Below are 26,051 nucleotides of genomic sequence, written 5' to 3' on the forward strand. Positions count from 1 at the left end.
CGTAAACGGTTGTGTTCTTTTTCATACGGCTTTAAAAACTTGCCCCTGCTTGGTCAATTTTTTCAAAATCTCCTATGTTATAATAACCTAAATCTCGTATATATAAGATACCACTCTCTATTTTGCCTTCTTCTAAATGTGTATCGGATTGTTTTGCATCATTTTCCGTTCCCTTACAGGTAATCACGCCAATAAAATCACCACTGAGAAAGCGATATTCTAAGTGCCACTTATAACCTGAATTACCTGTCTCTTTTCCCCCCTTTTTACCAGTGCCTGGAAACAATTTACTCATACAATCAGGCAATTTTATATAGGTAGAGTCTAATAATTGAATGTCTTTAAAAGGTAAATCCAATTGAACACTTGAAATTATACTATTTAATTGAAGAGCTAATAATCTATTAATCAATGATTTAAAAAAAATCAATGCTCTGTTCATTAAAACGCTGATTGATACCTTCTTCGGTTATATCAATACCATGATTATTCTTGAGTGCTGCCCTATAATCAGTTAAACTCACAAAGGGCAGAGATTTCGCAAACATTTTTAACAATAGTTGGCAAAATACAAAGCCCATCAATTTAGAGCTTCGACGTACAAAACAAGTTTCTCGGGCAATTTCTTCAATGGAGGATTCACTAAAAGAAGTTACCATTTTTTCACTAACTTCGTTCATGTAAGGCAGTAAGTTCTTCATATAATTTTTTTTTGTTTTTTAATTTATATATGAAAAGACTATCTGCCTTATTTTGTTTATAGAAACTTTCGCATTTATTCTTAATCTTATTTTCAGTCTAATAGGTATTGTTAATTCCTAAACTTGATGGCTATGGTAGCCCTATGTTAAAGTACAAAATAGCTGGTGATGGTGAAAAGAGCATCATCGAAGATGGCTAGGAAACCGCCGTATGCAGCCTGCCCGTATGCTTGCCTGCTCCGAAGAAACGAAGTGTAATCGGAGGTGGTGTGAGAGGTACTCCCGTAGGCAAACCGCTTACGGGCTACCTACTCGATTGTGCTTTCGTTATTCTTTTTCAAATCCATAGTCTCTCTCTACAAATGCTATTCTTGTTTTAAATGCACTGTACCATTGTTTTCTACCTTTTTCTCTTGCAATCGAATGGTCAGTATTCTCTTTCCATTTTTTGATTGACTCTAAATCTCTCCAATATGAAACAGTAATTCCAAGTTCATTTCTTGCGAATTCAATTCCTAAAAAACCATCTTGAACTTTTGCTAATTCTACCATCTTATCGGCTACCTCAGCATAGTTATCATCTATCTCGGTTCTCATTGATGAAAAAATAACCGCATAATACGGTGGTTTTGGAGTGTTTGCTATCATTGCTGTTAATCTATGATTTGTTTTAAATGGTGTTCTAAATGTTCAATGTAACCGCCTATAATATATTTCAAAGTCAATAGGTTTCCACCAACACTACTTTACTTCATCAAACTTTCTTAAGGTATTTGTCTAATGATTTCAATTAGTTGTTTATTATAAATTGTCCAGAAATTAATTATTTGAACACTCTCTATGTCTTGATAAAAATTGAATTTATTCCATTCGTTCTGGTTATAGGAAATCTGGGTTTGATTCAAATTGGGCTCGAATGATTCTATGGTGATTATTTGTAGCACTGTCAATTAAGTAACCTAATATTTCTTTTTTGCTTCATTTGTCTGGTCAATTTTTTTACGATAAACTTACTTCATAAATTTCCATCAAAAGTTTTGGTGCTATGCCTAAAAGGTAGTTCAATCGATTTATCGATTCTTCAATCATTTTCTAATCATTAGAGTAGTAGTCATAAACGGTTTTAGCAATATCAGCTATCAATTCTTCTCCTTTTTCGAATCCTTCAATATTTCGAATAAAAACGGATATATAGATTTTTCGGTTGTTGGGCAATTTGATAATTCCAACATTATTGATTGATCCAGTAATTCCTTCTTCACTTGTAAAGGAAGTTCCTGCTCGTTGTGCTATTTCTACATTAGGTAATTTACCTTTAAGACGCTTAACTCCTGTTTTACTTTTTACCATGGCTTGATAAAGCCATTCCGTGTTTTCTTTATTTAGAATTCCACCTTCAGAAAAGGCCTTCAAAAGATTTGCGTAAGCGTTTGGGGTGGCTTTATTCGTAAACTGAGATTCCCAATCTTGATGCATTGCCTCTTCATTATTTCTAATAATGATGCTTTTGTTAGCAATGAACTTTTCCTGATTATAACGGATTGCTGTGATTTCGATATCCTCCTAACGAAGCCGCGATTAACAAATTCTGTAACCAGTCATGATGATAGACAAATCCGTTGAGTCTTGCCGCAGGACTGATTAAGACAGCTGATTCATCCCAAGCCTGTAAACAAGAGGGTGAAAAATTATGAAGAAGGGCAAAAGCTCTGAAATTATGAGTAGTGCTAAGTATATCTCCATGAAACATTTGGGAGTTGTTGGCATGTCTATTCATTGCCCTCATGGATCTATCTATCATGTTGGAGGTTTTGTGTGCTTTGGGAAAGTCAAAATGTGCTAACCACTTGTTTTTCTTTTTACAGAGTTTAAGAATATTATCTTTCATGGGGCAGGAAGGCACATTCTTAGCTGTCCATTCCCGAAGCCTTCTTATATGTTGTGCGAATTGTCTTTTTGAAGTAGTTCGATAAGCCTTCCACACCTTATCTGCTGCTGTATTGAAATAGTCTTGAATCTTTTTTGTAGCTCTGTCTCTAATTTTTAGAAAGGCGTGTAAGAAACATTCAATGACTTGAATATTTGGATAGAGTTTTTGCCATGCGTTCTGTGTAGCTGTCCACCCATCTGTATTTACTGTATTAGGTTGGTAGTCAGATGACACATCCTCTGCTTCTTGTTTGAATACACCATAAGCTTCTTCCAAAGAATCCGCATCTGCGCCAGAAGAAACTTCCATACCTAAAAAACAGTTTTGTCCCACAGTTGTAGCCACATAAGCTTTTTTACCTTGTATTTTTACATGGTGTTCATCTGCTAAAATATCGGAAGGTAATTTTTCTGGGTCATGGATGGTTGTGCCTACAATGCTATAATCACTAAAACAATTATAGAGGCGATCACCACATCGCATTGTATCCAAAAGCAAATGCCAATGCCCAGAAAGGAACACCGAACCGCTTTAAGAACAAGCCTTTAGAAGCTATATACGTCTTCGCTCTGCAATAAGGCAGAATGAAACTTGGGCGTATTTGATAATTTTGTCCCGCTACTTTTATTTTTCGCATTTGGATATTCATTTTTTTCGACGGCCGAGTTTTGCCGTTAAGCACATAACCTTTAGTCATTTGTGCAGGAAATAACTCGGGGCTTGTTGCCCATATTTCGCTAATTATTTGGCGAGCTATTTTTGGGTCGTTTAAAAATGAATCGTATTTATTTTCCAAAATCGGTAATACAATCGTACAATTTTTGTTAATTTGAGATGCCATTGAATTTGCACTTGTTTGGTTCGTACTTTAAACATAAGCTTTTTCAGTGGCTTTTTTATTATCACAGCAAAACGTTACAATCAGAACTTTTCGATGTATTCTTCTCCACCCACCAATCGAATTAGTACATCGGTTATATTATTATCACTCTGCACAACCATCCACGTTAGTGCCTCTTCTAAAGAAATAGTAACCTTACCATTTGGAAAATTATCTCTAAAGGGACTCCAGGTGTTTTCTAATAATTCTTCGCTCGAAATAAAGAGTTCTTGGTCTTTTGAGAACTCATGTTTCTCCACCTTATTCAAAACTGTCAATGCAATTGGAATTTTTACTGTGCTTAACATTGGATAAAGTTTGTCTCCATTTATAGACAGTATTTTATTTGATCTCGAATCAATAATCGATAAACCAATATCAGCTTTGGTATTAGATATTAGTTTTTCTAAACTGTTTTTTAAAGCACCATCATATTGGTTTTCACTACAAGAAATTACTAATAGAGTTGTAATTAATAAGCCAATTATTTTCTGAATTTTCACTTGTTTCATTTTTAATGAAGCATAACGTCCAGCATAGTGGGCTTTTGCCCGCTATGGGCAGTTATGTGTGAGCCTCGAATGGTAAATATAACGAAGATTTAGCTTATTGCCTAAATAATCGTTTCATTTTGTGAAGTGAAAGCAAAATGTCCAGTGAAAGTCTCCCCGACAAATTGGGACAGGCTTACCAAAAACAGTGAGTACCTATACAGTAGATTCAGCAGGGATTGACCGAAGGATATTTACCTTACCGAGGGAGGTCTGTAATTGTAAAGACGGAGGCAACGCATCAGCCGAAGAGCAAACACCGCTTGGTAACAAGCAAGGTGGCAATTGCAGAAGTCATAGTAGCCGAGTATTGATTGCTCATGGCGAAGGACTGAATCTTACCCTTTTGGAAATTCGATAGGGAGCTATGCTGTCGTCCATTGCTGTAAAAGCATAGACAGATAGTAGCCCTATGTTAAAGTACAAAATAGCTGGTGATGGTGAAAAGAGCATCATCGGAGATGGGTAGGAAACCGCCGTATACGAGACCCGTATGTACGGTGGTGTGAGAGGTACTCCCGTAGGCAAACCGCTTACGGGCTACCTACTCGATTACCACACGTTTTCATCTTTTTTAGTTGATTCGTATGGTTCGCTTGCACTTTTCAATATTTTTTCTTTAATTCTATTTGGCGATAATTTCATTTCTAATTTCATCTTAAACAACTTCATTTTGCTAATGAATGAGTTTGGATTTTCCAAGTATTCTTTCACTTCTTCTTCTGTCAAAATTTTATTAATTTCTCTATTCGCATCAATCTTGATTAATGGAAATATTGGATTGTTTTCATCAGTCAATGTTATTTGATTGTCTATTGACTTGCTTATTTCAAGCATAAATTCTTCTATCAATTCAAATTCCTCAATCGAGTTGACTTCTTTTGGGTCAATGTCAAATTCAATTTGGTCTTCTAAAAAGAAATGGCAGTTTATTCTAATTTTTCCAAGAGCTATTAAAGCACTTTTACTTTCTATTTCTCCTGTTTTGTCAGTTAGATATTCAATAACATAATCCTTATTAATTTTATTAGTGTCTTTGTATTCTCCAGTGTCACCATAATAGACTTTATATTTTTCGTTAATTAAGTCAATGACTTTTCGCCAATCATTTAGTGAAACCTCTTGGACATAAATATCTCGTAATGCACCATCTTGTTCAAATATCCATTTTATGTCTTTCCAGTTTCTTTTCATTTTTCTTTAATGTGTGGTAACGATTGTAAAGACGAACACAGTTGCGTCTTTATCCACAATATCCAAATTTAAAAAATCTTCTTCATTCCTCCAAAACAAAATACAATATAGCCTAAAAAAAAGTCAATCCTAATTTCGTATAAAAAAATATACTAACTGTCTTGCGTAACAATTGAAGTAAATATAAAATACGTCTTGCGCATTAATTGTAAAAAAGACACAATATGTGTTGCGTATTAATTGCAGAGAAAATGTTATATGTCTAACTTATCCAATAGAACTGTTCACCTGATTGAAGTCAATTTGGCGTAAGAAAAAAGGTTCTGTGACAATTTTTGTGGAAGCAATAAAGACTTCGGAAGTTTCATTTTATAAGAAGTTAATTTTTAGCGAAATAGTTTTTTGATTTTGTAAGCGGCAAACTTCCGAAGTCTCAAATCACAGATTTTGTCAAAGAACCAGAAAAAATATCCCTAATTTTTTTTTTCTTCCCCCTGTAACTATTCTCTACCTTCATCCGACCTACGACTGAATGACGAAAAAAGCTACATGACATCTAAAGAGTACAACAACTGTGTAAAACTGTATGCCGATCGGGTGTATCGCTTCATCATAAAGCATGTGAAGCAGGAAGCGGATGCCAAAGATTTGGTGCAGAATGCCTATTTGGTATTGTGGAACAAACATGCCGACATTGAAGTGGACAAGGCGAGGGCATTTTTGTTTTCGGTTGCCTACAACAAGATGGTGGACGGTTTTAGGAAAATGAAGCGGGTGCAACATTGGGCGGATATGCCTGAGGATAGCCGTATTGTTTACCCTACTTCCAACGATTTGAAGGAGGTGTTGGACAAAGGTTTGGAGACATTGCCAGAGATTCAAAAAACGGTGGTTTTGTTGCGGGATTATGAGGGTTATGCTTACCAAGAGATTGCAGAGATTACACAGTTGTCGGAGGCGCAGGTGAAAGTATATATTTTTAGAGCCAGAAAGAAATTGAGGTTTTTTTTGAGCGGTTTGGTGAATAGTGACTAGCGACGCTTAATAAGTGAACTTGGCAGCAAGAATAATCCGCTATTTTTAGAGGAATAAATATCGGAGGTTTAAACAAAATTAGAGTAGGAATGGATATCAACAATCAAAATTACGAGGAGTTTGCGATAGATTATTTGGAGGGAAATCTTTCCCCCGAACTGGAAGAGGTAATGCAGCTTTTTTTACTGCAAAACCCTGATATTGAAGCAGAATTAATGGGTTTAGAAGGAGTGGTTTTGGAGGCAGATTTGGCTATTGGTTTTCCTGATAAGGCGGCCTTGCTGCAATTGGAGGAAAGGTCAAAAGTTGTTCCGCTTTTTCGGCAATGGAAACGGTATGTATTGCCAATTGCTGCTGCTTTGTGTTTGTTTTTTGTGGTGCAGTTGCTTTTGCAGCCTGTTGAAAATCAAAATAATAATAAAAAAGTTGAAGTGATTGCTGGAGGAAATGATGCAAAAACAAATGATGGAAATAAGGGCGAAATTGCAGACGTAGAAGAAAATAAAGAAGGGGATATAGAGAATGAAATGGAAAAAGGAAATGAGAATAATTCTGAAATGGAGAATAATTTGAAACCCAAAGTAAATTTATCTAAATCCATTGCCGTGAATCAGCCTTCAACAGCGAAAATGAATACTGCAAAAAACATTCAGCATAGATCAAAATTGCAGAAGGAAACGAATACAATACAGAATGTCAATGTGGCGGTGAATCAAGGTTTTGAGAGAGAAAATAGGGGAGGGGTGACAGGTTTTGAGAAGCCTATTGAAGATGCTGCAATGGAAGCGGTTGCCACAAAACAGCGAGATGAAACCATTGCAGTGGTGGAGGAACACGAGATTTTGGAGGTGAAAAAAACAGTTGCAGTGAAAGAAAAAGAGGTCAGAGATGTGCTTACTTTGACGGCATTGCCTTCACAATCGGGTGAGGTAGCAGGAGAATCAATTGTAGTAGCAAATGTAGATTTTAGGGAACTTCCACAAGCAGAAGTTATTGATATAGAGAGCAATAAAGAAAACAATAGAACAAAGTCGACTTTTTTTAACAATTTGAAGAGAGCCATTACGCCAGAAGTATTGGCGAGTGATGACATGTACGAATCAGGTACAGATTCGGAGATTTTAGTGTCAATAAGTATGAAGCCCGAACAACATGATTTTATTAAAAAAATATTTAAAAACAATAGATAATGAAACAGTTTAAGAAAATTCAATATTTTGTAAAAAGTTTGAAAACAAGCCTTTGGATGGCATTGTGTGTTTGTGTGTGCAGTTTGTTGTGGGTTCCTGCAAATGCTGCAATGGTGGAAGGAGGAAGCAATGGATTGGAGGGCGAATGGATGGAAACATCACATGGAGTTCACGCTGGAGTTGGGGTACAAGATAGCCTGCCAAAAGCAGAAGGAAGACGTGATTCAACTCGTTTGAAGATTGGCGGCTTAAAAATCATCATTAAAGACAAAGACGATGGGGGAGAAATGGAAATATATTCAGATAAAAGTGATGGTGATTATGACAATAAAAAGGACTGCAACGGTAAGGTGAGGACAAGGTACTTTATGCTGGACTTGGGCTTCAATACCTATTTGTCGGACGGTAGCTTCAATTTGCCGAGTGAATTGAATGATTTAGACTTGGATTATGGTAAGTCGCTCAATGTGAATTTACATTTGTTTCGTCAGCGTATTGGTTTGATTGGCAACAATCTGAACTTTATGTATGGTTTGGAGTTGGCTTGGAATAATTACCATTTTGAAAACGACATCACGCTAATACACGATGCAGATGCACTCATGATTGTGGACAACAATATTGACTTCAAAAAGAACAAATTAGCCACTACTTACCTGCAAATGCCTGTATTGTTCAACATCGAAACGAATCCTCGACAACCTGAGAAGTCCTTTAGAATAAGCGGTGGTGCGTATGGCGGTTTGTTGTTGGGTGCGAGAACGAAACAGAAAAGCAGCGAAAATGGTAAGGTCAAAATCAAAGATGACTTCAACATCAATAAGTTTCGGTACGGTGTCATCGGTCAAGTGGGAATTGGGCCTGTCAATTTTTATGTAGATTATGCACTCAATTCTTTGTTCAAAGATGGTGAGGGACCTGATTTGCGACCACTTTCGATTGGCTTTACCTTGATTCCGTTTTGATAATGTGCTGAATGGCGGTAAGTTTTGAAGACTACCGCCATTCAACTTTTTTTATAAAGCGTCCTATTATTTAAAAAAGACTGCTTCAAACTTTGCCAAGGTAGCTATTTTGGATTTGTTGAGTACCAAAGTGTTTCCAGTAATGGTATAGTTGTCAATGATTTCTAAGACTTTAAAGAAATTGGACTCCTCCTTCATATTCTTACAGGCCATTTTGGTAGATATCATTTTAGAAAATGTTATTCTATTGCCGTTCTTCACTTCATACACTCCACTAAATGAATTGCAGCCTCCGCTACCCGAAACGCTATTGTCTTCTGATACCAGTACCATGTGAGCCTCCTTTGGATTGTTTTTATTTCCTTTTATGGCTTGTCCTCCCAGTTCTACGAGTCTCCAATAGGTTTCGGTCAATTGATTTTGCTTTTTTTTCAGCACATATTTATCCGCCAATGCACCTGTTATTCTTTCTCCTTTCATGTCGAGTTTGAAAAGAGCATTTTCACCAACCATGTATTTTACAGATAATTTGTCTTCGTCAAAGTCAGCAAGGGCTATCTTCCCTCCATCACCATCCCATACAAATCCGCCTTTCTTCTCAAAAATGGTATCTTCTTTCCCAAGATATTTGGTTTTGTAGATGTAGGTTAGATTTTTGTTTAAAGTGATTTCGGTTTGTATGCCTTCACAATCAGCACAGGGCAATATTCCTTGATAGATTCCTTCCCAATCCAAGGAATTTTGACTGTGGTGTCCAGGGTCAGGATTAGATGGATTCGTATTAGAGTTGTTGGGTTCTGTTGGGTTTTGTGTGGCATTACAGGCGATGAAACTGAAGGCGATCAGAATCAGCACAATCAATCGGTTATTCATATTGATTCTCTTATAGTTTGTTGATTAGGAAAGGAAATGAATGTGGATTTTACATTTGATGTAAAATGCAATAAAAGAACGCTTTTGAGGAGATAATGTTTATCGTTCTATGGATTGTCTCCTTCAATGGGTCAATCTTCGTCTTCATCCAATTGATCTACCAAATCAATTACCCATGCAAGGACTTTGGAACTCAAGTACTTGGACATTCCCGCTTTTCGGCTCGCACTTTTGAGGATGTTGATGTTTTTGTAGCCGATGCTTCGTTCTTCTGCCAAAGTGATGTAATTTTCCCAATCTCGATTTGAAATGATGTCAAATTGAGCACGCATGATGTCTAAATCAGTCGGGTCGTTGATGTCGTATTTTGCCATAGTTTGAAGGTTGTTTTGTTTTTTTGAACACAAAGGCTTTAAGGCACAGTGTGTTGTTTTGTTTGATTATTTTTTGACGCTCAAATATAATTATAAATCAACATAGACTGACACTTCATTTTGAAAATGCAATTGATCGTCTGTATCTACTTCAATAGTAAAAGTATGCTCCCCTTTTTGAAATTGAGCTTTTTCTATAAATTCGGGCATGAAATAAAAGGTAACACCACCCCAACGAAATGTACGAGTTTCTAAATTTGGAAGACTTGTTAAATTTGAATTTGCAGAAATACTGACACCTTCATAAATGAAATCTTTATCACACTTCAATATTAGGCTACTTTCTACAATTTTATTTTCGTAGGTTTCTCCACATGAATTTGCAAAAGAATTTGAGATTATTCCAAAATTGTTTTGCATTCCTAACCTTATTTGTTCATAAGTCAAAGTCAAAATCAAAATAAAATCTTGTTTTATTGTATCTGCTTTACGTACAGATGAAGATCGTGAGTTGTAAACTTCAATTTCACCTCCTCCTGTAATTTGATAGGTGTATGTACAACAATTGTGTAAGAAAATACAACAGAAAAATAGAGATAAATAACAAATAAAGGTTCTGATTAGTGTTTTCATATTGGTAGTTTAATTTTTAAATACGTAAAATACGAAATCTAATTCAAAAAATCAAAACAAACTCATCTGCTCAGGTAATTTCGGCAAATCATCCACAGGAAAAGTAGGCACATTGCCGACTTCAATGCCCAATGATTCGCACTTTTCCTTCAATAATTCGTGAAAAAAGCGAGCAATGGTAGGAGTCGTCAATTCTCCAGGTGAATGGATAAATACATAAGGTGTTTTGCCCAATTGCAGCCATTCTGCCACGATTTGGGCGAGATAGATAAACCTTGTTCGGTTGGCTTCGGGTGTAGGATGTCCCACAAAACGTAGAAAAGGATGCTCGGCAGTTGTGGTGAAATAAGCGGGCATTTGTGGTTTTTTGCGCTGTGCGCCAATGATGTGTTCATCTTCCGATTCGATGGCGTGAAGCGTTGAGGTATCAAATATGGCCCTATTCATGCCGAGTCGCTGCAATGTATCGTTCAGCTCTTGATTTGCGGTTTCGTTGCGATAAAAATCAAGGTGCCGTACTTCAACGGCATAGGTCAAATCTTGTGGCAAAGTTTGCAGAAATTGCTCCAAAACAGGCAGACCTTTTCGATTGAAGGAGGGAGGCAATTGAAGGAAAAAAACGCCGATTTTCTCCAAAAGCGGTTCTAAACTCCCCAAAAAGTGCGTCACTTCTTTTTGCACATTTTGCAGCTTATACACATGGCTGATGAGTTTGGGAAATTTGAAGCTGAACCGAAAATCTTTTGGCGTGTCCATTTTCCAACGCATGACCATAGAGGCTTTGGGCAAACCATAAAAAGTATTGTTGCCTTCAACAGTGTTGAAGACCTTGGCATATTGTGATAAATAGTCTTTTGGTTTGGCTTTGGGCGTAAAAAAAGAACCTTCCCAGTCTTTGTTTGCCCAAATCGGACAGCCGAGGTAGTAGTTTTGCATGGTTGAAATTGTTTTATGGTTGAATTGCTATACTGTGTAAATAGTTCAACCATAAAACAATACGGCAATTCAACCATTTTCTACAAGTTTATTTAGTCCCAAACCACGCCACAGGCACAATCATTTCTTGAATGGACATACCGCCATGCTGGAAAGTATTGTTATAGTAATTGACGTAGTGATTGTAGTTGTTCGGATAGACAAAATAGCTGTCTTCTTTGGCAAAAATGAAGGTCGAACTCACATTCGGGCGAGGAAGTTGTGCCTCAATTGGGTTACGCACTTCATAGACCTCTTTAGAATTATATTGAAGATTTCTGCCATGTTTATAGCGAAGATTGGTAGTTGTATCCCTATCTCCAATTACTTTTTTAGGCGTATTCACCCGAATCGTACCGTGGTCGGTAGTGATAGCAATTCGCACATCTTTCTCAGAGATTTTTTTCAATGCCTCCCAAAGTGGCGAATAACTGAACCAAGATTTGGCGATAGAACGGTAAGCCGCTTCATCACTCGCCAATTCCTTCAACACTTCCATCTCGGTACGTGCGTGAGAGAGCATATCCACAAAGTTGTAAACAATTACATTGAGGTCATTGTCTAATAGATTGTGAATATTATCCATTAGTTCTTTGCCCGAACGGTGATTGGTGATTTTGGTGTAACTGAATTTCAACTTCTCATTACCTGTTCGATCCAAAAGATCCTCCAAAAAGTCTGCTTCATGCAGATTTTTACCTCCTTCTTCTACGTCGTTTTTCCACAATCTCGGAAAACGCCTTTCGATGTTGTAGGGAGTCATACCTGCAAAAATAGCATTGCGGCTATAATGGGTTGTAGTAGGCAAAATGCTGTAAAAATAGTCTTCGTCCAAAAACCGAAACTCCTCAGAAATAATGGGCTTCAATACTTTCCATTGGTCGTATCTAAGGTTGTCTATCAGTATCATGAAGTTGGATTTGCCTTTTTCGAGGCGGGGTAGGATTTTGTCACGCATCAAATTGTGCGACATAGTAGGACCTTCGTCATGGCTTTGAATCCATTTCATATAGTTACGGCTCACATACTTGCAAAATTCTTTGTTCGCCTCACTTTTTTGCATGGAGAGTACCTCCTGCATTTCCTGCGTATTGGCATTGTCCAATTCCAATTCCCAATACACAATTTTTCTATACACATCTACCCAACCTTCATAGTCTAAGCCCATTTGGATGTCCATAAAAATTTTGGAAAACTCCTGCTGATAGCCAGAAGTAGTGGCATTGCTGACCAATCTTCTGCCCTCCATAATTTTTTTGAGGGTCAAAAGAATTTGATTGGGGTTAACAGGTTTTAGGAGGTAGTCGGTGATTTGTGCACCGATTGCATCCTCCATAATGTTCTCCGCCTCATTTTTGGTAATCATCACCACAGGCAGAGCAGGATTTACTTCTTTTATTTTGGTAAGTGTTTCTAAGCCAGTCATTCCAGGCATAGATTCATCCAAAAGCACTACATCTATCTTCTCGGTTTTACAAAGTTCTACCCCATCATAACCATTGGTCGCTTTCAGAATATCATAGTCTTTTTTTTCGAGGAACAGGATTTGGGGTTTGAGATTGTCAATTTCATCATCTATCCATAAAACTCTTACATTCGCCATAAATATATTTTTGATTATTAATTGATTTTTCAGATTAAAACTGCAAATACAAACACTTCAATTGCAGATAGGATTACAACACAACGACCGTATGTTAATGTTTAATATTTGGAGTACAAAGAAAAAGAATATTTTTGGCGATTGGTAAGACAACTAACGTTTTTTGCTTACGAAAACGGAATTAGTGCTTCAACAACTTTTCTGTCTATCTACTGAAGCCGTTGGAAACCTTCACTAGATAACCAGAAAAGTAACGAAAGAATGGGGCGAAGAACACAATGAGGAGGATCCTTTAAAACTAAAATCAGAATAGAATTGTAAATATTTTCAAAAAAATGCCGCAGCAATCGGAGTATAAACTCTCTACTGATTTTACAACGATACGTAAACCTGAGTCGCCAACATTGGAAAGGCGTGAATCTGTTAAAATTCCGAACATGGGTATTTATAGCAAAATAATGTAGGATTGCCAACAAAATAAGTGCCACATTTGAGGTGGAGACTTTTGAAGTTTACTCTTTGAAGAATATTGATTTTCATTGTAATGAGAGAACCTTTGAAGTAAAACTTCAAATGTCTAAATCGGGACTGTTAGTTACAAATTCACTTCAACTTCTCGCTTATAATCCACTGGAATGTCAAAGTCTATGTCCATGACTCGAACTGTTACGGTTCCCTTGTAATGAACTTCAACGTTTTTCTTGGTCAATACCGACAGAGCTGTGCCCAAAATACCGCCTTTACCCAATTTTTTGAGGGCAAATTCGGTGGATAAAGGAACTGAAAAATCGCTCATTGCAGGAATACTTACAGATTCCACAGTTTGTACTGCTCGACCTACTTCTGCTCCTTCAACGCTTAAAATCACATCCGTTGCTACCAAATTGACACTGACTAAATTGGGATTGTGCAGTACGGCATCTGCTTCAATAGTTATCATTTTGTTGGCAAAATCTGTCACTCGTACATTGTTCATACTCTGGAAAACGATGTCTTTAGGCCCTTCACAAGCCGTAAAAATAAGGAAGGGAAACAAGACAATAATTAATATGTTTTTCATGGATTTTTTTGGTATTTATGAGTTCAAAGATAGGGAATCTGTCAAAATAAAATTGAATATAGAAATGCCTTTTGGTTTTTTGTACTTTTGCAAACATTCTAAGTAGCTAAATGATAACCATGCAAAGAGGGAAATTTATTGTTTTTGAAGGAATTGACGGTTCGGGTAAGAGCACACAAGTCAAATTATTGTCGGATAGGCTGAAGGAAAACGGAAAGGATATTTACCAAACTTTTGAACCGACTAACAGTCCTATAGGTTCGTTGATTCGCAATATTTTGTATGGGCGAATTGAAGGGGATGAAAAAACAATGGCGGCTTTATATTTGGCAGACAGACTGGATCATATTCAAAACGGAACGAATGGAATGTTGAAGCAAATTGAAGCGGGTAAGCATGTGATTGCAGATAGGTATTATTTTTCATCTTATGCGTATCATGTTCCTCATGTCACTTTGGATTGGGTGGTGAATGCAAATAGCATTTGTGCAGAATTGTTGCGTCCTGATTTGATTGTCTTTGTGGATATTACTACTGAAACGAGCATTGAGCGACTCTCAAAAGGCAGAACAGAGTTGGATAAATACGAAAATTATGAACGAATTTCAACGGTCAGAAAAAACTATTTTGCTGCTCTCAAACGATTTGAAGGAAAAGAGAATGTGGTGATTATTGATGGTAATCAACGTATTGAAGCCGTTGCTAATGATATATGGAATTTGGTAGCTGCTATTTTACACTAACTTATTTTCATATTTTAGTAAAATTTTTTATGTTTTTTTCTTTATCTTTATTTCTTTATATTTTGGCATGATTATAGTCTTTTTTTGCTTAATCTATTTTATTCCAGTTACTCAAACCCTCATTCAATGAAAGTTAAAACCATACATGGTTATTCTATTGCAGAAATTACCAATGGACTTGAAAAATTATTGCAGTCTGAATTCCAGCCCACCTTAGCATTTGTTTTTACTTCTGTCGCTTACAATATTGAAGAGCTCAGTAATGTTTTTACCCAAAAAGAAATTGACATTGTGGGGTCAACTACTTCTGGTGAATTCATTGACGATGAAGTATTTGAAAAAAGTATCGTGGTGATGTTGATGGACATCAATCGAGATTATTACCGAATTTATTTTGGCGAAGTAGGTGAATACACCAAAACCTATGAGGTAGGTAATGCTTTGGCGAACTACTCAAAAGAACATTTTTCGAATCCTGCCTACATTTCTGTGTTCAGTACGGCAATCAATGGAGAACTATTGGTCAGCGGAATTGACGATGTTTTACAAAATGATTTTCGTATATTTGGAGGAATGGCGGGAGATGACGCTGCAATGGTGGCTACTTATGCTTTTACGAATCACAAAAGTAGCGACAATGCGTTGGTTGCATTGATTTTAGATGCAGATAAAATTGCAGTAAATGGACTCGCTCTTAGCGGATGGGAACCTTTGGGGGCGACCAATGTGATTACTAAATCAACTGGAAACATAATTTATACCATTAACAATAAACCTGCACTAGATATTTTCAAAGCTTTTTTTGGAGAATACCATAGTGTCAATGAGGAAGACGGCACTGTTGCGATTGCAACTGCTCAATACCCGATTCAAGTGGAAAGAAATGGAGGCTATGCTTTGCGTGCGCCACTGAACGCCAACGAAGAAGATGGTTCCTTGATGATGGCAGGGCCTGTAAGAGAGGGGGAAAAATTTAGGTTTTCTATTGCGCCAGGATTTGAAATTATCGAAAATACAGTGGACGGATTTAAGGATTTTAGAGACGAACATCAAGATGCTGATGCCTTAATCCTTTTTTCTTGTTTGGCTAGACACATGTCTTTGGGGCCATTGGTAGAGCAAGAGATTGAGGGAATTAGCGAACTGTGGGATGCTCCACTTGTAGGGTTCTTTACATATGGTGAAATTGGCAGAAATTCAAACGGTGCTTCTAATTTTTACAATGAAACTTGCTCCTTGGTGACTTTGAAAGAAATTTAATTCTTACATGCTCGCTTTTTTTATTTAGTATGTCAAAACCGAAAAATAAATACATAGAGGAACTTGAACACCTCCTTCAATCACATATCTTTGAAGAGCAGGAACAAAGAGCTATTGCCAAAATTTTAAAAAAATTAGGTCAAGAAATTGTTTATTCCGATTTCAAAGTACAACGAACACTAAGTGATAAAAATATAATTACCAACGTATTAAACAAAACTATTCAAGATTTAGAAGAAAAAAGTGTTGCGCTGGAATTGCAAAAAAAGCTGCTCGAAGAACAATCAAAATTCAAGGAACAACTCTTTGCCAATGTAAGTCATGAACTGCGAACCCCCTTGAATGGTATTCTAGGCATGAGTTATCTGTTAGAAGAAACGACCTTAGAAGCTACACAAAAAAACTATGTAGATGTCATCAAAAGCTCGGCAGATAATTTATTGGTAATCATCAATGACTTACTCAACTTGTCTAGTATCAATGCAGGGCAACTCAAGATAAACTCAGAACCGTTTAGCACCGAAAAATTTTATAGTGACCTACACGGTTTGCTGAATATCAAAGCACAGGAAAAAAACTTACATCTAAGTTTTTATGTATCGCCCAATGTTCCTAAATACCTGATGGGAGACCGTACAAGACTTTATCAGGTCTTGCTGAATTTGCTCAACAATGCTATCAAGTTTACCCATGTTGGAAGTGTTGCTTTATCTACAAGTATAGAGTGTTTTTCTGAGAATTCTGTTGTACTGAGGTTTGAAATAGTAGATACAGGCATTGGGATTGCTCCCGAAAAAAAGACCACCATATTCGACAGTTTTACGCAAGTACACAGCAAACAAGATTTTGTCTATGAAGGTACAGGCCTGGGACTCAACATTGTGAAAAAACTCTTGGACTTGATGGAAGGAGATATTGAGGTAAATAGCGAAATCAATGTCGGTACTACCTTTACCGTCACAATTCCGTTCCAAATTCCAAGTGACGCACTCATTCATCAATTCCAACAACAACAGACCCGCCTTTCTATTCCTCGAAGTTGGCTTAGTAAAAACATTATTTACATCGAAGATAACAAAGCAAACTTACTCTATGCAAAGAATATGTTTGCTAATTGGAACATCCAAATTGATACAGCAGAAGATTTGAAAGAGGCGGCTGAAAAATTAATGGCTGTCAAATACGATTGTATTTTATCGGATGTGAAACTGCCTGATGGCAACGGTCTGGATTTCATCAAAAAACTTCGGGAAGATATCAGCTCACTCAACCAGAATACACCTGTCATCGTATTAACAGCTGGTGCAAATGAAAAAGGCGAAATATTGTCTAAGAAGCTCAATATCATTGGTTATATTGGCAAGCCATTTCCACCTGCAACCATTATCAAAAACCTCAATTTAGTGTTTGCCACCAATATGTCTCGTGCCAATCTCAACGTCCAACAGACTCCCCTTTTAACCATTCAAACTCCTACTAATCCTGATGATTATTTGGCACATTTGCGAAAATTGATGAACAATAATGGCATGAACATGGCTGAAATGATTGACATATTTTTGAATCAAGTCCCCGAAACCCTGAAAAATATGGAAGTTGGTATTCAATCAGCTGATTGGGAACAGGTACATTTTGAAGCACATAAAATCAAATCCTCCATTATGGTAGTTGGCCTAAATAAACTACAAGATTCAATTCTAAAAATCAACAAATACAGCCAGAATAAGGAAAATCTCTATCAAATTCCCGCCCTTTACAATTCCTTCAAAAAACAAGTGCTTATAGAAGTCCAACAATTGAACAAAGCAAAAGAAGACTTGTTAGATACTGTCTAAAATTGCAAACAAATCCTACCTTTGCATTTGAAGTAGAATGGAATTTATTCCGTTTTAAACTACTCAATAAAGACCAATCCAATTATTTCCATGAAGCATATTTCCTTTCGTACTTACTTACTTCTTTTTGTTGCGGCATTGTGCGTGAGTATTTTCTCGCTCGGCTGTCAAAATAGTCAACAGACACTACCAGTATTGAAAAAAATCGATAAACCATTTCAATTTGTTGATCAAGACAGCACCTTGATTTCAGAAAAAGATGTAGCGGGAAAAATCTATGTCACCGATTTCTTTTTCACCACCTGCCCTACCATTTGCCCTATCATGAAAACGCAAATGTTGCGGGTCTATGATACCTTCAAAGATGCCGATGACCTGCTATTGATTTCACATACCATTGACCCAAAGCACGATACCGTTGCAGTTTTGAAGGAATTTGCCGAAGGATTGGGTATTTCATCCGATAGGTGGCATTTGCTGACGGGTGACAAAGATGCAATTTACGAAATGGCGGAAACCTATATGGTCGTTGCAGAAGAAGATGAACGTGCGCCGGGCGGTTTTATCCATAGCGGTGCGTTTATGCTTTTGGACAAAAAACGTCAAGTAAGAGGTATTTTTGACGGCACAAAAGAAAAAGAGGTGGATAAATTGATGGATGCAATCAAACAACTGCAAAATGAAAAATAATTCTTTACTGCAATTAGTGTTATTTATCCTATTTTTTATTTCACTACAATGGTTGAATGGATGTGCCAATGAACCTGTAGATATTGGTCAAAAAAATTACGAATTGTATTGTGCCAACTGCCATAAAAGTGACGGGCAAGGCCTCGCAAATTTGATTCCGCCTTTGGCAAAGTCTGATTATTTGATGCAACACATTGAAGAACTTCCTTGTATTCTTTATTATGGTTTGGAGGGCGAAATTGTGGTGAATGGACGCACTTTCAAACAGCCCATGCCTGCCAACAAAGAACTGAGTTCTCAACAGGTGATGCACATCACCAACTACATCCTCAATCAATGGGGCAATGAATACCGAAAAATCTATCGGCAAGAATTGGAACAATGGTTTGAGGATTGTTCAAAGAAATAAAGGTATTCAAAATTTAGAATCAAAATCACCCCTCACCAGCTGATATACTTCAACAAAACATACAAGAGAAAGCATAATTTAACCAAGCTTGTGTAAATTTGCAGCTTTTATTTTGGACGCTGTCTAGGTTGCAATACAATTGAAGTCTTTTCAGAATCATAAGAAGTTATTTCAATGCAAAAATTGGTCATAAAAGTAGGCACTTCAACGCTCACGAAGGGAACAAACCGCATTTCACGGGGCAAAATTGAAGATTTGGCCCGACAGATTTTGGTATTGCAGGAGCGATTTGAGTGTGTGGTGGTCAGTTCTGGTGCGATTGCGGCTGCCAAACAATCACTCGAATTGAGTGGTAGCAATCCCATTGCAGTCAAACAGGCTCTTGCAGCGATTGGACAACCCAATTTGATTCGCATTTACCAAGAAGTGTTCAGCGATTTTGGCTTAAAAACAGCGCAATGTTTGCTCACCTACCAAGATTTTAGGAACGAAACCTCCCGCACCAATACCAAAAATACGCTCAATATTTTGTTGCAAAACCACTTCATTCCGATTGTGAATGAGAACGATACAGTGGCTACCGAAGAAATCATGTTTGGCGACAATGACAAATTGGGAGCGTTGACGGCTGGCTTGTTGGAAGCGGATTTATTGGTATTGGTGTCCGATATTGACGGTTTATATACCAAAGATCCGAACCATTATCCCGATGCAGCATTTATTGATGTGGTAGAAGATTTGGAGAAAGTGCGTCATTTTGGGGGAAAATCAAAATCGCAGCAAGGAACTGGCGGAATGTACTCTAAATTGGTGGCTGCCGAAATTTGCCTAAAACATGGGGTCGAAATGTGGATTGTGAATGGTACGGCGGATGCCTTTGTAGTAAAGGCATTGGAGGGAAAAATACCTTTTACCCGCTTCAAAGCATTAAACTCAGAATCAATAAAAATAAATCATGTCTAAACGTTTTCAATTGAAGGTCAAAGAAGTAGTGCAAGAAACGGCGGATGCCATCAGTATTCACTTCAAACAACCTTTTTTCAAGAAAGTAAAATATTTACCGGGTCAATACCTCACCCTGTGTGTAGCGATTGATGGAAAACAATACAACCGATGTTATTCTCTGTGTACTTCTCCTCATACAGATAGCACATTGGCAGTGACGGTCAAGCGAGTTGTTGATGGGGTAGTGTCTAACTATCTGAATGACAATGTAAAAGAGGGAAGTAAATTGGAGATAATGGGACCAGATGGGCGTTTTACGATAGATCCTGATATTGACAACAACCGTCACGTAGTATTGATTGGCGGTGGTAGTGGTATTACGCCTTTGATGTCTATTCTAAAAACGACCCTTTCCTTGGAGATTCAAACAAAAGTTTCTCTGCTTTATGCCAATCGAGATGAAAAAAACATCATCTTCAAAAAAGAACTGGATGATTTGCAACGCCAATATTCCAATAATTTTAAGGTGGTATATTTTGTGGATAAAAAGCAGAATGTGAATTGGAACGAAGGTCGTGAAGGGTTTTTGACTCCTACTGCACTCAAAGAAGTGTTGAAAGAACTACCGCAATACGATGCCGAGCAAACCGAATATTTTTTGTGCGGTCCAGGTGGGTTGATTGATGTGGTCCAAGCTACTTTGACTGGCTTAGACATTCCCAAAGACACGATTCACCGAGAGTTTTTTGTGATTGAAAAGGCAGCTGTTTCTATTCCTTCTGCTGCTATCAATACGCAAAGGGTAAAGGTTCGTTTTGAAGGTGAAGAACATGAGATTGAAGTGAATCCTAAAGATACGATTTTGGATGCTGCTTTGGCAGTAGGTGTTGATTTGCCTTTTTCTTGTCAATCAGGTATTTGCTGTACCTGTATGGGTAAGTTGAAAAGTGGGAAGGTGCATATGGACATCAATGAGGCTCTGAGCGCAAAGGAAATTGAAGAGGGTTTTGTGTTGGTGTGTCAATCGCATCCCTTGACGGATGATGTGGTCGTGGAGATGCAATAAGTTATTGTATTAAAGCAGGTTAGATTTTGCTGATTCTAACTAATTCTGCGGAATACTTCTAAGTCTATTGCTTTTGGACTTTGGACGAAAGATTAAAGACATAAGACAAAAGATTTTAAATCATTGATAGCAAAGGAATTAAGTAAAATTGTATTTTTAATGCAATTTACTCGTAACCAAACATTTACTTCTTTTGTTCAAAGTCCAAATTACATCCCCCATTTAAAGACCCATAGATTAACAAATCTTCAAGCCAATTTTCATGATAGCAAAATGGAATATTGGTGAGCAGGGTTCAAAACTCCATTTAGTTTTTTTGTTGTAAGGAGTAAAAACACTCATGCCCCTTGATAATTCTTTCGGTTTTTTTGAAATCTTGCGTTTACGCTTAACTTCTCCTAACTTTGGTTCTGTTTTTTGCATCGCTCTTGAGTTTTGATTGTTTGCAATACTGATTTAAAACTTTTGGGCTATTTTCAATAATGCACAGAATTGGTTAGAATCAGGTTTTTTTGACTACAAAATTGAGGTGTAACCATGTTTTTGCAATAATTCACCCATTTTTTATAGTTTTAATCGAAAAATCACCCCTTATCACCATGTCCTTACTATTAAAACCCTATTGTATAATCCTTGCTCACCTCATTTTTAGCTGCAAAAACATCTGTTTTGTAAGTTTTTTATTGTGTTATTTGTCCATGTATGCTCAAATACCTGCCGATTCCATCCAAATAGATTATTACTATCCAAATAAACTTCAATATGAGGATGCTGTTTACAAAGAAAATATTCGCACGGTTTTATTTCATGTAAAAAACCAACAGCTTACACCTGCAATTATTCCGCTATCAGGCGAACTTCAATTGGAATTGACCTTTGACGAATTGGGCGAGGAGGTGAATTATTATAGTTATCAATTGGTGCTTTGCGATGCCGATTGGACACCTTCGAGTTTGGATTCCTTTGACTATATCAATGGATTTATTGAGCAAGACATAACACGCTATCAGTTTTCACTTAATACCTTTCAGCCTTATACACAGTACCAATTGGAGATTCCGAACCGCAATATGCAAATTACCAAATCGGGTAATTATTTATTGAAGGTTTATCGAAGTGGTGATGAAGACGACTTGGTTTTGACGAGGCGGATGATTGTGTATGAAAATTTTATGCGAATTGAAGGACGTTTTTCAAGTCCGACTTTGACTGCTGTATTGCGAACCCACCAAAGACTTGATTTTAGCTTGGTTCATAAGGGTTTGAATATTGTAAATCCAATGGCTGAACTCAATGTGGTGGTGCTTCAAAACGGACGGTGGGACAATGCTTTGAAGAATTTGAAGCCCACGTTTATGCACGTTGACGAGTTGATTTACAATTTTGCGAACAGAAACCTATTTGAAGCAGGCAATGAGTTTCGGTACTTCGATTTTCGGAGCATTCGGTATCGTAGCGAAAGGGTAAAAAGATTGGAAGAAGACAAGGAAATGCGTGAAAAACACGTTTATTTGAAAGAAGACTACCCCCGCACTCCTGAAGGCATTCGTTTTAGAATCAACTATACTGACTTCAATGGCAGATATGAGATTGGGATGCGAGATGGTTTGTTCAACTATTTGGATGCCGATTATGCTTTTGTGCATTTCACCTTGCCCTTTGATGAACCGTTGAGGAATGGTAATATATACTTGTTTGGAGGTTTTACGGATTGGCAAATCGCTCCTCGCTATCAGTTGAAATACGATTATGAACAAAAAGCATATCAAGCTTGTATTTATTTGAAGCAAGGTTTTTACAACTATCAATATGTGCTGCTGGAGGATGGAGATTTTGTACCAAAAGCGGAGCCATTTGAAGGAAATTATTACCGCACTGAAAATGATTATACCATCTTGGTGTATCACCGCAAATTTGGGGCAAGATATGACCGATTGATTGGAATAAAAACCTTAAATTCGAGAATCTAATTCTTTTAGACTTTGGACGAGGAAACAAAGATGTAAGAAGCAGGAATTTAATTTATTGATAACAAATTATTTGTGTTGAATTGCATTGGTGAACTAAATTTTTGATTATCAAATTTTTATAAGTTGTTTCCTATTTCTTTTATCCAAAGTCCAAAATTCTTTAACTTAGTAAAAAATTGCAATAGAGTGTTATCGAATACAAAGCCTAAAACAGGGAGTTTTATACTGGCCGAGCCTTTTATGAACTGTCCCGAATTTGATAGAACCGTTGTGCTATTATGTGAACACGACGAAGTAAAGGGTACTTTTGGTTTGGTGGTCAATCGAAAACTAAAAGAAACATTATCGGATGTAGTCCCTGATATAGACGCATTTGATGCACCGCTGTATTATGGTGGCCCTGTTGGTGAAAATACGCTGTATTATTTACACGATTACAGCGAGTTGATTGAAGGTAGCACAAAAATAGCGGAAGGTATTTATATGGGCGGTGATTTTGAACAAATCAAATCCCTTATCAATACCCGCCAAATTGATCCTCGTTTTATTCGTTTTTATATAGGATATTCAGGTTGGGAAGGAGGACAATTGAAGGAAGAAATGGGAACTAATTCATGGATTGTTGTACCCAGTCAATCAAAATATATTTTTGGTGCTGATTCGACAAACCTTTGGAGAGAAATACTTCGAGATACCAATGACGATCATTTTCGCATTATTTCTCATTTTCCAGAATCGCCCTCTTTGAATTGATTTTTCAAGCATGACAATGACAAACAATCACCACTTTTTAGATAATCTGATAGATACAGTTCCTTTGGGAATCATAGTGCTAAGTGAGACTGGAGAGGTATTAAAAACAAATCAGCAAGCAATAGAAATAATAGGGATTTCTATTGAGGAAAAAGAACCAAAAGAAAAACGACTTTCAGATTTAATGGACTCTATGCCTGAGTGGAGTGAATATTTGCAAATGGTGATTAAAAAACGGTTACAACCCTTCAATTTTGTAACCTCATCTTTTGAAAATAAAACACTAAAGCTTCAAAGTCAATGGATTTCAGATACCTTTATCATATTTGTTGAAGATATTACCAAAATCAACAGCATCGAAAAACAGGCCTTACACGCTACCCTGGAAGGTCAAGAACAGGAACGGCGGCGAATTGCACAAGAAATACACGATGGATTGGGACCACTTTTTTCATCACTGACCATGCACATCGAATCTTTGGAGGCCATCATTGAAGAAAAAACACCCGAGTTTATTTTTGAGTGTTCTATTCTTCGAGAACTATCCAAAACCATTGCACAAGATATTCGGGCTATTTCACATGATTTGATGCCTTCAGCAGTTGAAGATTTTGGAGTAGCAACAGCTTTAGAAAACTTATGCGATAGTACAAACGAAGTGGCGAAAGCTGAAATAAGTTTTTATGGAACGAATGTAGAACAGCGTTTGGACAAAAACATTGAATTAGGTTTGTACCGAATCGGGCAGGAATTACTCAACAATGCACTGAAATATTCTAAGGCAGAAAATATTGTTATTCAATTGATAAGACATCCAAATAGCATTGTACTGATGGTAGAGGATGATGGCATAGGTTTTGATAATCAACTAATGAAAGATAAGAAAAAAGGTATTGGTTGGCGCAATATCAATACCCGTACTAAATCTTTAGGAGGTTTATTTACGATTGATAGTCGAGTTGGAGAAGGAGTATTGGGAACAGTCGAAATTCCATTAAAAAACTAAAACTGCCAATTAAAAAAACATTAAATAATATTGTATATTATTTATTTGCTTCTATTTTATTCCTTATACTTTTGTTACTTCTCTTTTCTGTCTGCGTCACAAGCTTCAAAAACACTCCCCAATGATAAAAGTAATTGTAGCTGATGACCACAAAATGATCCGACATGGCATCATTTCCCTGCTGAAAGAAGAAACCGATATTTTGGTAATAGGTGAAGCGGACAACGGTAAAGAAGTAATTTTACTTCTACAAAAAAAAATGGCAGACATTGTGTTAATGGATATTGACATGGGCGACTACAATGGCATTGATGCAACCAAACAAATTACCAAATTATATCCTGATGTAAAAGTATTGATCGTATCAATGTATAGCGACTTGAGTTACATTACCAAAGCTTTTGAAGCAGGTGCAAAGGGGTATCTGCTTAAAAACGCAGGTAAAAACGAAATGCTCAAAGCCATTGACCTGCTGATGAGAGGTGAAACGTATTGTAGTACAGAAGTTTCTGCAAAATTAGTTGCCCATTTGCAAGGAAAAATTAGCAACAAAAAAAAGCAGGAAGGAATTCCGCTTACCCGCCGAGAAATGGAAGTTCTCAAACTCATTGCGGCTGAATATTCTAATCCCGAAATTGCTGAAGAATTGTTTATCAGTATCCGAACGGTTGATACGCACCGCCGCAATTTGCTGACCAAATTGGGCGCAAAAAATACGGCTGGTTTGGTCAAATATGCTATCAAATATGGTTTGGTGGAATAAAAAAACATAAAAAAATAATGAATTACACAAAACTAAGTAAAACACTCTCCAAAATATTGCGTCATCGCCCTGAGCAATTTGGCATTATCCTCGACCCAGAAGGTTGGACATCTTTGGAGTTGCTTCTCAACAAATTGAGGCAACAAAAAACATGGGAAAACCTGACCCAACAAGATATTTTGGATATGATGGCGGCGGCAGATAAGCAACGCTATGAGGTGAAAGACGGCAAAATAAGAGCATTTTATGGTCATTCCATCACTCAAAAAATCACCAAAACGACCAACGAACCGCCTGAAATACTCTATCACGGCACACCGAGAACAACAGTGCCATTGATTGAAAAAAGTGGGCTTCTACCCATGAATCGCCAATATGTGCATCTTTCGGCTGACATTCAAACGGCTATGATTGTTGGTGAAAGGCGGGATAGTAAGCCTACTATATTGGAAGTCAAAGCATTGGAAGCACATCAAAGTGGCATTGACTTCTACCTCGAAAACAATGGAATATGGTTGGCAGAACCGATTCCGCCTCGGTTTATCGTTTTTCCTACAACATAGTTTTTTGGCACAAATGAAAACACCTATCTATCCCAAAACCTTCTTATTCCCCAAAAACGGCTGATGGTATTGCCGTTTGCATCA

At 37.2% G+C, this 26,051-nt stretch carries 31 protein-coding genes; 16 read left to right on the forward strand and 15 right to left on the reverse strand.

Translation table 11 applies throughout. From position 1 onward, the window contains the following. Window positions 1–31: 31 nt before the first annotated feature. From R3E32_28020 to R3E32_28050, 7 genes are all read right to left on the reverse strand, one after another. Window positions 32–442, reverse strand: coding sequence for a transposase (locus tag R3E32_28020; protein MEZ4888604.1), 411 nt, complete (start codon window positions 440–442; stop codon window positions 32–34). Continuing rightward, on the reverse strand, window positions 417–701 hold the full coding sequence (locus R3E32_28025; GenBank protein ID MEZ4888605.1) for a hypothetical protein: 285 nt from the start codon (window positions 699–701) through the stop codon (window positions 417–419). Before R3E32_28025 ends, R3E32_28020 begins: the two co-directional genes overlap by 26 nt. Window positions 702–1,028: 327 nt before the next feature. Then, window positions 1,029–1,349: an antibiotic biosynthesis monooxygenase gene (locus tag R3E32_28030; protein ID MEZ4888606.1), complete on the reverse strand. Its 321-nt coding sequence runs from the start codon at window positions 1,347–1,349 to the stop codon at window positions 1,029–1,031. 444 nt (window positions 1,350–1,793) lie between these two features. Next, complete coding sequence (locus tag R3E32_28035) at window positions 1,794–2,177, reverse strand: serine hydrolase (GenBank protein MEZ4888607.1); 384 nt, start codon at window positions 2,175–2,177, stop codon at window positions 1,794–1,796. Window positions 2,178–2,232: 55 nt separating this feature from the next. Next, window positions 2,233–3,114 carry a hypothetical protein gene (locus R3E32_28040; GenBank protein MEZ4888608.1) on the reverse strand — a complete coding sequence of 294 codons (882 nt, stop codon included), beginning with the start codon at window positions 3,112–3,114 and terminating at the stop codon, window positions 2,233–2,235. After that, a complete protein-coding gene (locus R3E32_28045) occupies window positions 3,101–3,472 on the reverse strand; it encodes a hypothetical protein (protein ID MEZ4888609.1) in 372 nt (123 codons plus the stop codon). Before R3E32_28045 ends, R3E32_28040 begins: the two co-directional genes overlap by 14 nt. A gap of 80 nt (window positions 3,473–3,552) precedes the next feature. After that, a complete protein-coding gene (locus R3E32_28050) occupies window positions 3,553–4,023 on the reverse strand; it encodes a serine hydrolase (GenBank protein MEZ4888610.1) in 471 nt (156 codons plus the stop codon). Window positions 4,024–4,210: 187 nt separating this feature from the next. Here R3E32_28050 and R3E32_28055 point away from each other — a divergent pair, with 187 nt between their 5' ends. After that, on the forward strand, window positions 4,211–4,423 hold the full coding sequence (locus R3E32_28055) for a hypothetical protein (protein MEZ4888611.1): 213 nt from the start codon (window positions 4,211–4,213) through the stop codon (window positions 4,421–4,423). A 191-nt stretch (window positions 4,424–4,614) separates the two neighbouring features. On the opposite strand, the gene R3E32_28060 is transcribed toward R3E32_28055, so the two are convergent. Then, the gene (locus R3E32_28060) at window positions 4,615–5,256 is read right to left on the reverse strand and encodes a hypothetical protein (protein MEZ4888612.1); all 642 of its coding nucleotides are present in this window, start codon (window positions 5,254–5,256) and stop codon (window positions 4,615–4,617) included. Window positions 5,257–5,805: 549 nt separating this feature from the next. On the opposite strand from R3E32_28060, the gene R3E32_28065 reads away from it, so the two are divergent. From R3E32_28065 to R3E32_28075, 3 genes are all read left to right on the forward strand, one after another. Further along, window positions 5,806–6,291 carry an RNA polymerase sigma factor gene (locus tag R3E32_28065; GenBank protein ID MEZ4888613.1) on the forward strand — a complete coding sequence of 162 codons (486 nt, stop codon included), beginning with the start codon at window positions 5,806–5,808 and terminating at the stop codon, window positions 6,289–6,291. A gap of 89 nt (window positions 6,292–6,380) precedes the next feature. Beyond that, entirely contained in the window at window positions 6,381–7,481 is a 1,101-nt protein-coding gene (locus tag R3E32_28070; protein MEZ4888614.1) for a hypothetical protein, read from the forward strand. Further along, window positions 7,481–8,446, forward strand: a complete 966-nt coding sequence (locus R3E32_28075; GenBank protein MEZ4888615.1) for an outer membrane beta-barrel protein — start codon at window positions 7,481–7,483, stop codon at window positions 8,444–8,446. The genes R3E32_28070 and R3E32_28075 overlap by 1 nt, the downstream gene beginning before the upstream one ends. Before the next feature lie 66 nt (window positions 8,447–8,512). Here R3E32_28075 and R3E32_28080 read toward each other — a convergent pair whose 3' ends face one another. The 6 genes from R3E32_28080 to R3E32_28105 form a co-directional block, all read right to left on the reverse strand. Beyond that, window positions 8,513–9,319, reverse strand: coding sequence for an META domain-containing protein (locus R3E32_28080; GenBank protein MEZ4888616.1), 807 nt, complete (start codon window positions 9,317–9,319; stop codon window positions 8,513–8,515). A 131-nt stretch (window positions 9,320–9,450) separates the two neighbouring features. Further along, entirely contained in the window at window positions 9,451–9,693 is a 243-nt protein-coding gene (locus tag R3E32_28085) for a hypothetical protein (GenBank protein MEZ4888617.1), read from the reverse strand. Between the two features lie 90 nt (window positions 9,694–9,783). Continuing rightward, a complete protein-coding gene (locus R3E32_28090) occupies window positions 9,784–10,326 on the reverse strand; it encodes a hypothetical protein (GenBank protein ID MEZ4888618.1) in 543 nt (180 codons plus the stop codon). A 51-nt stretch (window positions 10,327–10,377) separates the two neighbouring features. Next, window positions 10,378–11,262, reverse strand: a complete 885-nt coding sequence (locus R3E32_28095; GenBank protein MEZ4888619.1) for a DUF72 domain-containing protein — start codon at window positions 11,260–11,262, stop codon at window positions 10,378–10,380. A gap of 88 nt (window positions 11,263–11,350) precedes the next feature. Further along, entirely contained in the window at window positions 11,351–12,904 is a 1,554-nt protein-coding gene (locus R3E32_28100) for a PglZ domain-containing protein (protein MEZ4888620.1), read from the reverse strand. Window positions 12,905–13,499: 595 nt separating this feature from the next. After that, entirely contained in the window at window positions 13,500–13,964 is a 465-nt protein-coding gene (locus R3E32_28105; protein ID MEZ4888621.1) for an LEA type 2 family protein, read from the reverse strand. Between the two features lie 110 nt (window positions 13,965–14,074). On the opposite strand from R3E32_28105, the gene tmk reads away from it, so the two are divergent. The 7 genes from tmk to R3E32_28140 all read left to right on the forward strand — a co-directional run bounded on the left by tmk (window position 14,075) and on the right by R3E32_28140 (window position 20,912). Then, window positions 14,075–14,707, forward strand: coding sequence for a dTMP kinase (tmk, locus tag R3E32_28110; GenBank protein ID MEZ4888622.1), 633 nt, complete (start codon window positions 14,075–14,077; stop codon window positions 14,705–14,707). A 126-nt stretch (window positions 14,708–14,833) separates the two neighbouring features. After that, window positions 14,834–15,967, forward strand: coding sequence for an FIST N-terminal domain-containing protein (locus tag R3E32_28115; GenBank protein ID MEZ4888623.1), 1,134 nt, complete (start codon window positions 14,834–14,836; stop codon window positions 15,965–15,967). 29 nt (window positions 15,968–15,996) lie between these two features. Continuing rightward, window positions 15,997–17,802, forward strand: coding sequence for an ATP-binding protein (locus R3E32_28120; protein ID MEZ4888624.1), 1,806 nt, complete (start codon window positions 15,997–15,999; stop codon window positions 17,800–17,802). A 90-nt stretch (window positions 17,803–17,892) separates the two neighbouring features. Then, entirely contained in the window at window positions 17,893–18,492 is a 600-nt protein-coding gene (locus R3E32_28125; protein MEZ4888625.1) for an SCO family protein, read from the forward strand. After that, the gene (locus R3E32_28130) at window positions 18,482–18,901 is read left to right on the forward strand and encodes a cytochrome c (protein ID MEZ4888626.1); all 420 of its coding nucleotides are present in this window, start codon (window positions 18,482–18,484) and stop codon (window positions 18,899–18,901) included. Before R3E32_28125 ends, R3E32_28130 begins: the two co-directional genes overlap by 11 nt. Window positions 18,902–19,075: 174 nt before the next feature. Continuing rightward, window positions 19,076–19,864, forward strand: a complete 789-nt coding sequence (gene proB / locus R3E32_28135) for a glutamate 5-kinase (protein MEZ4888627.1) — start codon at window positions 19,076–19,078, stop codon at window positions 19,862–19,864. Next, complete coding sequence (locus R3E32_28140; protein MEZ4888628.1) at window positions 19,857–20,912, forward strand: FAD-binding oxidoreductase; 1,056 nt, start codon at window positions 19,857–19,859, stop codon at window positions 20,910–20,912. The genes proB and R3E32_28140 overlap by 8 nt, the downstream gene beginning before the upstream one ends. 237 nt (window positions 20,913–21,149) lie before the next feature. Here the strand turns inward: R3E32_28140 and R3E32_28145 are convergent, their stop codons facing one another. Further along, window positions 21,150–21,335, reverse strand: coding sequence for a hypothetical protein (locus R3E32_28145; GenBank protein ID MEZ4888629.1), 186 nt, complete (start codon window positions 21,333–21,335; stop codon window positions 21,150–21,152). A 176-nt stretch (window positions 21,336–21,511) separates the two neighbouring features. Between R3E32_28145 and R3E32_28150 the strand changes: the two genes are divergently transcribed. From R3E32_28150 to R3E32_28170, 5 genes are all read left to right on the forward strand, one after another. Then, window positions 21,512–22,882 (forward strand): DUF5103 domain-containing protein, encoded by a 1,371-nt coding sequence (locus R3E32_28150; protein ID MEZ4888630.1) that lies wholly within the window; start codon window positions 21,512–21,514, stop codon window positions 22,880–22,882. 240 nt (window positions 22,883–23,122) lie between these two features. Beyond that, window positions 23,123–23,635: a YqgE/AlgH family protein gene (locus tag R3E32_28155; GenBank protein ID MEZ4888631.1), complete on the forward strand. Its 513-nt coding sequence runs from the start codon at window positions 23,123–23,125 to the stop codon at window positions 23,633–23,635. Between the two features lie 16 nt (window positions 23,636–23,651). Beyond that, window positions 23,652–24,641 carry a sensor histidine kinase gene (locus R3E32_28160; GenBank protein MEZ4888632.1) on the forward strand — a complete coding sequence of 330 codons (990 nt, stop codon included), beginning with the start codon at window positions 23,652–23,654 and terminating at the stop codon, window positions 24,639–24,641. A 121-nt stretch (window positions 24,642–24,762) separates the two neighbouring features. Beyond that, window positions 24,763–25,404 (forward strand): response regulator transcription factor, encoded by a 642-nt coding sequence (locus R3E32_28165; protein ID MEZ4888633.1) that lies wholly within the window; start codon window positions 24,763–24,765, stop codon window positions 25,402–25,404. A 17-nt stretch (window positions 25,405–25,421) separates the two neighbouring features. After that, window positions 25,422–25,967 carry an RNA 2'-phosphotransferase gene (locus R3E32_28170; protein ID MEZ4888634.1) on the forward strand — a complete coding sequence of 182 codons (546 nt, stop codon included), beginning with the start codon at window positions 25,422–25,424 and terminating at the stop codon, window positions 25,965–25,967. The last annotated feature ends 84 nt before the right edge of the window (window positions 25,968–26,051 follow it).

The organism is Chitinophagales bacterium, assembly GCA_041392475.1.
In the GTDB taxonomy this organism is placed as follows: domain Bacteria; phylum Bacteroidota; class Bacteroidia; order Chitinophagales; family UBA2359; genus JAUHXA01.

Coding starts and splice junctions, on each gene's coding strand:
- R3E32_28020 (MEZ4888604.1), bottom strand. CDS start 442: ATGAACAGAGCATTGATTTTTTTTAAATCATTGATTAATAGATTATTA.
- R3E32_28025 (MEZ4888605.1), bottom strand. CDS start 701: ATGAAGAACTTACTGCCTTACATGAACGAAGTTAGTGAAAAAATGGTA.
- R3E32_28030 (MEZ4888606.1), bottom strand. CDS start 1,349: ATGATAGCAAACACTCCAAAACCACCGTATTATGCGGTTATTTTTTCA.
- R3E32_28035 (MEZ4888607.1), bottom strand. CDS start 2,177: ATGCATCAAGATTGGGAATCTCAGTTTACGAATAAAGCCACCCCAAAC.
- R3E32_28040 (MEZ4888608.1), bottom strand. CDS start 3,114: ATGCGATGTGGTGATCGCCTCTATAATTGTTTTAGTGATTATAGCATT.
- R3E32_28045 (MEZ4888609.1), bottom strand. CDS start 3,472: ATGGCATCTCAAATTAACAAAAATTGTACGATTGTATTACCGATTTTG.
- R3E32_28050 (MEZ4888610.1), bottom strand. CDS start 4,023: ATGAAACAAGTGAAAATTCAGAAAATAATTGGCTTATTAATTACAACT.
- R3E32_28060 (MEZ4888612.1), bottom strand. CDS start 5,256: ATGAAAAGAAACTGGAAAGACATAAAATGGATATTTGAACAAGATGGT.
- R3E32_28065 (MEZ4888613.1), top strand. CDS start 5,806: ATGACATCTAAAGAGTACAACAACTGTGTAAAACTGTATGCCGATCGG.
- R3E32_28070 (MEZ4888614.1), top strand. CDS start 6,381: ATGGATATCAACAATCAAAATTACGAGGAGTTTGCGATAGATTATTTG.
- R3E32_28075 (MEZ4888615.1), top strand. CDS start 7,481: ATGAAACAGTTTAAGAAAATTCAATATTTTGTAAAAAGTTTGAAAACA.
- R3E32_28080 (MEZ4888616.1), bottom strand. CDS start 9,319: ATGAATAACCGATTGATTGTGCTGATTCTGATCGCCTTCAGTTTCATC.
- R3E32_28085 (MEZ4888617.1), bottom strand. CDS start 9,693: ATGGCAAAATACGACATCAACGACCCGACTGATTTAGACATCATGCGT.
- R3E32_28090 (MEZ4888618.1), bottom strand. CDS start 10,326: ATGAAAACACTAATCAGAACCTTTATTTGTTATTTATCTCTATTTTTC.
- R3E32_28095 (MEZ4888619.1), bottom strand. CDS start 11,262: ATGCAAAACTACTACCTCGGCTGTCCGATTTGGGCAAACAAAGACTGG.
- R3E32_28100 (MEZ4888620.1), bottom strand. CDS start 12,904: ATGGCGAATGTAAGAGTTTTATGGATAGATGATGAAATTGACAATCTC.
- R3E32_28105 (MEZ4888621.1), bottom strand. CDS start 13,964: ATGAAAAACATATTAATTATTGTCTTGTTTCCCTTCCTTATTTTTACG.
- tmk (MEZ4888622.1), top strand. CDS start 14,075: ATGATAACCATGCAAAGAGGGAAATTTATTGTTTTTGAAGGAATTGAC.
- R3E32_28115 (MEZ4888623.1), top strand. CDS start 14,834: ATGAAAGTTAAAACCATACATGGTTATTCTATTGCAGAAATTACCAAT.
- R3E32_28120 (MEZ4888624.1), top strand. CDS start 15,997: ATGTCAAAACCGAAAAATAAATACATAGAGGAACTTGAACACCTCCTT.
- R3E32_28125 (MEZ4888625.1), top strand. CDS start 17,893: ATGAAGCATATTTCCTTTCGTACTTACTTACTTCTTTTTGTTGCGGCA.
- R3E32_28130 (MEZ4888626.1), top strand. CDS start 18,482: ATGAAAAATAATTCTTTACTGCAATTAGTGTTATTTATCCTATTTTTT.
- proB (MEZ4888627.1), top strand. CDS start 19,076: ATGCAAAAATTGGTCATAAAAGTAGGCACTTCAACGCTCACGAAGGGA.
- R3E32_28140 (MEZ4888628.1), top strand. CDS start 19,857: ATGTCTAAACGTTTTCAATTGAAGGTCAAAGAAGTAGTGCAAGAAACG.
- R3E32_28145 (MEZ4888629.1), bottom strand. CDS start 21,335: ATGCAAAAAACAGAACCAAAGTTAGGAGAAGTTAAGCGTAAACGCAAG.
- R3E32_28150 (MEZ4888630.1), top strand. CDS start 21,512: ATGTCCTTACTATTAAAACCCTATTGTATAATCCTTGCTCACCTCATT.
- R3E32_28155 (MEZ4888631.1), top strand. CDS start 23,123: ATGAACTGTCCCGAATTTGATAGAACCGTTGTGCTATTATGTGAACAC.
- R3E32_28160 (MEZ4888632.1), top strand. CDS start 23,652: ATGACAAACAATCACCACTTTTTAGATAATCTGATAGATACAGTTCCT.
- R3E32_28165 (MEZ4888633.1), top strand. CDS start 24,763: ATGATAAAAGTAATTGTAGCTGATGACCACAAAATGATCCGACATGGC.
- R3E32_28170 (MEZ4888634.1), top strand. CDS start 25,422: ATGAATTACACAAAACTAAGTAAAACACTCTCCAAAATATTGCGTCAT.